General features: G+C 63.2%; 4 protein-coding genes. 3 read left to right on the top strand and 1 reads right to left on the bottom strand.

Annotated elements, in window-relative coordinates; translation table 11 throughout:
• The coding region (locus tag EN884_RS22235) for a YHS domain-containing protein (protein WP_128360738.1) at positions 1-1,089 on the bottom strand (1,089 nt) is incomplete at its 3' end.
• 189 nt (positions 1,090-1,278) lie between these two features.
• On the opposite strand from EN884_RS22235, the gene EN884_RS22230 reads away from it, so the two are divergent.
• The 3 genes from EN884_RS22230 to murJ form a co-directional block, all read left to right on the top strand.
• Positions 1,279-2,103, top strand: coding sequence for a glycosyltransferase family 25 protein (locus EN884_RS22230; protein ID WP_013528059.1), 825 nt, complete (start codon positions 1,279-1,281; stop codon positions 2,101-2,103).
• A 78-nt stretch (positions 2,104-2,181) separates the two neighbouring features.
• On the top strand, positions 2,182-4,983 hold the full coding sequence (locus EN884_RS22225; RefSeq protein WP_063169904.1) for a [protein-PII] uridylyltransferase: 2,802 nt from the start codon (positions 2,182-2,184) through the stop codon (positions 4,981-4,983).
• A gap of 46 nt (positions 4,984-5,029) precedes the next feature.
• The coding region (gene murJ, locus EN884_RS22220) for a murein biosynthesis integral membrane protein MurJ (RefSeq protein ID WP_128360737.1) at positions 5,030-5,947 on the top strand (918 nt) is incomplete at its 3' end.

Raw genomic sequence — 5,947 nt, 5'->3', positions numbered from 1 at the left:
TTCCAGCACCGTGCCATCGACCGGCACGGCGTCACCGGGGCGTATGCGCAGGCGATCGCCGGCCTTGACGGCGGCGAGGGGCACGTCGTTTTCGGAACCATCGGCGGCGATCAGCCGCGCTGTCTTCGGTGCGAGATCGAGCAAGGCGCGGATCGCCGAGCCGGTCTTTTCACGGGCGCGCAGCTCCAGCACCTGGCCAAGGAAGACCAGCGCGACGATGACGGCGGCAGCCTCGAAATAAACCGGCACCGCACCGCCATGGCCGCGGAACTGATGCGGAAAGATATCCGGAAACAGCGTGGCGACGACGCTGTAGAGATAGGCGGCGCCGACGCCGAGCGAGATCAGCGTCCACATGTTGGGGCTGCGGTTGACGAGCGAATCCCAGCCGCGGTGGAAGAAAGGCAGTGCCGCCCACAACACGACGGGGCTGGCCAATGCCAGCTCAAGCCAGACCTTCGTCCGCTCGTCGACAAAAGCCTGGAAAGTCAGGCCAAGCATCGGCGCCATGGCGACGACCAGCAAAGGGACGGATAGAGCGGCACTGACCCAGAATCGCCTGGTGAAATCGACCAGTTCCGGATTGGGACCCTCGTCACCCGTTGGTACGCCCATCGGCTCCAGCGCCATGCCGCATTTCGGGCAGGATCCGGGCTTGTCGCGGACGATCTCCGGGTGCATCGGGCAGGTGTATTGCGTGCCCTTGGGCATCGGCTGCGGTGCTGGCCTGCCGCCGAGATATTTTTGCGGCTCCGCCTCGAATTTCGCCTGGCAAGCGGCCGAGCAGAAATAGAAGCCCTGGCCTTCGTGGCGGGCAAAATGACTGGCTGTCGCGCGGTCGACGCTCATGCCGCAGACCGGATCGGTGGCGGTCAGGAATTTTTCCAGTTCGGCGACGAATTTCGTGCGGCAGCCCTGGCTGCAGAAATGATAGAGATGGCCATCATGCTCGGCCGTCGGCTTGCCAGCCGCCGGATCGACAGTCATGCCGCAGACCGGGTCGCGGACGACGCTCTTCGTGGTGGGCACGGCGCCTTTTGTCGAGCAGCAGCTGCCGTGCGCGTGATGATCGTGATCTGAATGCGTCATTCGAAAATGCCTTGATGGATCGGTGTGTGACGTGGAGATAGGGCTTCCAGTAACTGGAAGGTCAAGGGCTGTTTCGACTTTTCTTCTCCGGTCCACGGCGCGTCCATCCACCCCAGAAAAAGTCTCACGCGGCAACACCAGGCCTGCTAGAAAGCGCGAGCGTCGCGGGGGTGGGGATTTTCTTCGGCAATGAAGCGTCTGGTCATCAATCTCGATCGGTCTCCCGATCGCCTTGCCCGTGTGACGGCGGAGTTTGCCCGCATCGGCGTTGCATTCGAACGCGTTCAGGCCATAGACGCACGCGACCGGCCGGAGCTGGACCAGCTGCCGCAAAATGTCGGATATCGGAACAGGCTGCCATTGACTGACGGCGAGATCGCCTGCCTGCTCAGTCACCGGGCCTGCTGGGCTGTCATCGCGCAAGGCGACGCCCGCTACGGGGCGATTTTCGAGGACGACATCGTCTTTGCCGCAAAAGCCGGCGCATTGCTTCGCGACAGCGACTGGATCCCAGCCGATGCCGAAGTCGTCAAGCTCGAAAGCTACTTCTGTAAGACCGTGATCCGACGCAAGCGCATTGCCATCGGTCACGGCTTTTCCACATCCAAACTCGACGCCGAACATATAGGAACCGCCGGCTACATCATCTCCAGGCAAACCGCGCTCGACCTGATCAAGGCCACCGAGGAGATCGGCATCGCTGTCGACGACCTTGTCTTCAACCCCGAGTTTTCGGTTTTGCGAGGCGAGACGATCTATCAGCTTGTTCCTGCGCTCTGCGCGCAAGATCAGTTCCTTGGCGACAGGGCGCTCCAATTGCCAAGCCTGCTCAGAGAAAAGCGGGATATCCAGTGCGCCGCACCCGCCGGGACCGGGAAACGCAGAAAGACAGCCATAGCGAGGGTCAAAGCCGAGGCTCGGCGAATAGGCAAGCGCATTGTCGATTTCGGTCGACTGAAGCGGAGAATGGTCATTCCATTTACTTATCCGAGCCAAAACTCAGCCGGGTCTTGAACCGGCTTCAACGCCCCATACCCAGCGCCGCCAAAACGCGCTATAGACGCCGCCGAAACGGCAAGGCCGACTGGATATATGGCAAGAATCTCCCTGAAGCTCGACGAATTGATCGACGGCGAAGCCTTGCGCCGCGAGATGACCGCGCTGACCGCGGGCACGGCGGGCGACGGCTCAGGGCAGGCTGCGCGCAATGGTGTGCTCCAGCTGCTCAAGGGACGACTGGCGGACGGGCGCGCCATTGCCGAACGCATGCTGAGGGACGATGGCGGCGGCAGCGCCTGCGCGGCGCGGCTGTCGCATCTCATGGACGAGATCATCCGGGCGCTTTACGATTTCGCCGTCACCCATGTCTACCGGGTCAAGAACCCGTCCTCCGCGGAGCGCATGGCCGTCGTCGCTGTCGGCGGCTACGGCCGTGGAACGCTGGCGCCGGGGTCCGACATCGACCTGTTGTTCCTGCTGCCTTACAAGCAGACGCCGTGGGGCGAACAGACAGTCGAATACATGCTCTATATGCTGTGGGACCTGGGGCTGAAGGTCGGCCACGCCACACGCAATATCGACGAATGCCTGCGCCTGTCGCGCACCGACGTCACCATCCGCACCTCGATCCTCGAAGCACGTTTCCTGTGGGGCGAGGAAAAGCTCTATGATGAACTGATGCTGCGCTTCGACCATGAGGTGGTGCGCACGACCGGCCCCGAATATGTCCAGGCCAAGCTTGCCGAACGCGATGACCGCCATGCCAAGGCCGGCGAAAGCCGCTATCTGGTCGAGCCCAACGTCAAGGACGGCAAGGGTGGCCTGCGCGATCTGCAGACGCTGTTCTGGATCGGCAAATATTTCTACCGGGTGCGCACCGGCGAGGAATTGGTCGATAAAGGCGTCTTCACCGAGGGTGAGTACCGCGAGTTCCAGAAAGCCGAGGATTTCCTGTGGGCGGTACGCTGTCACATGCATTTCCTCACCGGCAAGGCCGAGGAGCGGCTGCATTTCGACATCCAGCGCGAGATCGCCGAACGGCTCGGCTACACCACGCACCCCGGCCTGTCGGCGGTCGAGCGCTTCATGAAGCACTACTTCCTCGTTGCCAAGGACGTCGGCGACCTGACCCGCATCTTCTGTGCCGCGCTCGAGGAGGAGCAGGCCAAGCACGTGCCGGGCTTCAACCGCATCTTCCTGACTTTCTCGCGGCGCAAGCGCAAGCTGGCCGGCACGTCGGACTTCATTGTCGACAACCACCGCATCAACATCGCCGACGACCAGGTGTTCGAGCGCGATCCGGTCAATCTGCTCAGGCTGTTCTGGTTCGCCGACAAGCACGGTCTGGAATTCCACCCCGATGCGCTGAAGCTGCTGACCCGTTCGCTCGGCCTGGTCAACAAGTCGCTGCGGCGCGACGAGGAGGCCAACCGGCTGTTCCTCGACATATTGACCTCGGATCGCAATGCCGAACTCAATCTGCGCCGCATGAACGAGGCCGGGCTGCTCGGCAGGCTGATCCCGGATTTCGGCAAGATCGTCGCCATGATGCAGTTCTCGATGTACCACCACTACACGGTGGACGAGCACCTCATCCGCTGCATCGGCGTGCTGGCCGAGATCGAACGCGGCGACGGCGAAAAGGTCCATCCCCTGTCGCACACGCTGATGCCGGGGCTGAAGAAGAGCCGCGAGGCGCTCTATGTCGCCGTACTGCTGCACGACATCGCCAAGGGCAGGCCGGAGGACCATTCCGAGGCGGGGGCCAGGATCGCACGCCGCATCTGTCCGCATATGGGGCTGTCGCCTGCCGATACCGAGACCGTTGCCTGGCTGGTCGAGAACCATCTCGTGATGTCGATGACAGCCCAGACCCGCGACCTCAACGACCGCAAGACCATCGAGGATTTCGCCGCGATCGTGCAGTCGGTCGAGCGGCTGAAGCTGCTTTTGATCCTCACCGTCTGCGACATCAGGGGCGTCGGACCGGGTGTCTGGAACGGCTGGAAGGGCCAGTTGCTGCGCACGCTCTACTACGAGACCGAATTGCTGTTGACCGGCGGGTTTTCGGAAGTGTCGCGCGCGCAACGCACGGCGGCGGCGCGCGAGCGTCTGGCCGAGGCGCTTGCCGACTGGCCGGACAAGGCCCGCAAGCGCTATGTCGGCCAGCACTACGAGAATTACCTTTTGACCGTCGATCTCGCAGACCAGCTGCGCCATGCCGAATTCATTCGTGAGGCTGACGCGTCAGGCAACAAGCTTGCCACCATGGTCAAGACCCACCAGTTCGAGGCGGTGACCGAAATCACCGTGCTGGCGCAGGACCACCCCCGCCTGCTCTCGGTCATCGCCGGGGCGTGCGCCGGGGCCGGCGGCAACATTGTCGACGCGCAGATCTTCACGACGTCGGACGGCCGTGCGCTCGACACGATCCTGATCAGCAGAGAATTCGACCGCGACGAGGACGAGCGCCGGCGTGCCGAGCGTGTCGGCCGGCTGATCGAGGACGTGCTGTCGGGCAAGAGCTGGCTGCCGGAAATGATCGAGAAGCGCACCAAGCCGCGGCGCGGCTCCAAGGTGTTCAAGATCCCGCCGCGTGCCGAAATCCGCAACACGCTGTCGAATCGTTTTTCGGTCATCGAGGTCGAGGGCCTCGACCGGCCTGGGCTGCTGTCGGAGATCACCGGAACGCTTTCCGACCTGTCGCTTGACATCGCATCGGCCCACATCACCACCTTCGGCGAAAAGGTCATCGACACTTTCTATGTCACCGATCTCACTGGCCAGAAGATAGATAACCCGGCCCGCATCGCCACCATCCGCAATCGGCTGATGGCAACGCTCGAAGGCATCGTGTCCGAACGCGGCGGCAAGTCCAGGGCGGCGGCCGAGTGACAACGACCATCACTTTGTCCCAATTCCGCAGGCAGTTCCCAAAAGCATGAGCCTCGTCAAGAAATTCGCAACGGTCGCTTCCGGCACGCTGATGAGCCGCGCGCTCGGTTTCGGCCGCGAGATGCTGATGGCCGCCGCACTCGGCACCGGACCGGTCGCCGATGCCTTCAACGCCGCCTTCCAGTTTCCCAACACCTTTCGCCGGCTGTTTGCCGAGGGCGCCTTCAACGCCGCCTTCGTGCCGCTGTTCGCCAAGGAGATCGAGACCCACGGCACCGAAGGCGCCAAGCGCTTTTCCGAGGAAGTGTTCGGCGTGCTGTTCACGGCGCTGCTGGCGCTGACCATCATCATGGAATTGTCGATGCCGCTGATCGTGCGCTATCTGGTGGCGCCGGGTTTTGCCGGCACGCCGGGGAAGTTCGACACCACGGTGACGCTGGCGACGATCATGTTCCCCTATCTGATCTGCATGTCGTTGGGCGCGATGATGGCGGGCATGCTGAATTCGCTGCGCCGCTATTTCGCCGCCGCCGTGGCGCCGGTGTTCCTCAACATCATCCTGATCGGCGTGCTCGCCTATGCCTGGTACAAGGGCTCGGATGCCCTCACAGTCGGCTACGGGCTGTCCTGGGGCGTGCTTGCCGCCGGACTGGTGCAGCTGGCGATCGTCTGGGTGGCAGTGCGCCATGCCGGCATCTCGATCGGCTTTCGCCGTCCCAGAATGACGCCCGCGGTCAAGCGGCTGCTGATCCTGGCGCTGCCGGCGGCCATCACCGGCGGCATCACACAGATCAACCAGCTGATCGGCACGGCGATCGCCTCGGCGCAGAACAGCGCGGTGTCCTCGCTCGCCTATGCCGACCGCATCTACCAGTTGCCGCTCGGCGTGGTCGGTGTCGCGGTCGCCATCGTGCTGTTGCCCGAACTGTCGCGCGCGCTGAAGTCGGGCAATCTGATCGAGGCG

It is taken from the genome of Mesorhizobium sp. M7A.F.Ca.AU.001.01.1.1 (assembly GCF_004022735.1).
Classification (GTDB): domain Bacteria; phylum Pseudomonadota; class Alphaproteobacteria; order Rhizobiales; family Rhizobiaceae; genus Mesorhizobium; species Mesorhizobium ciceri.
This window is presented reverse-complemented; position numbering and strand designations above follow the sequence as displayed.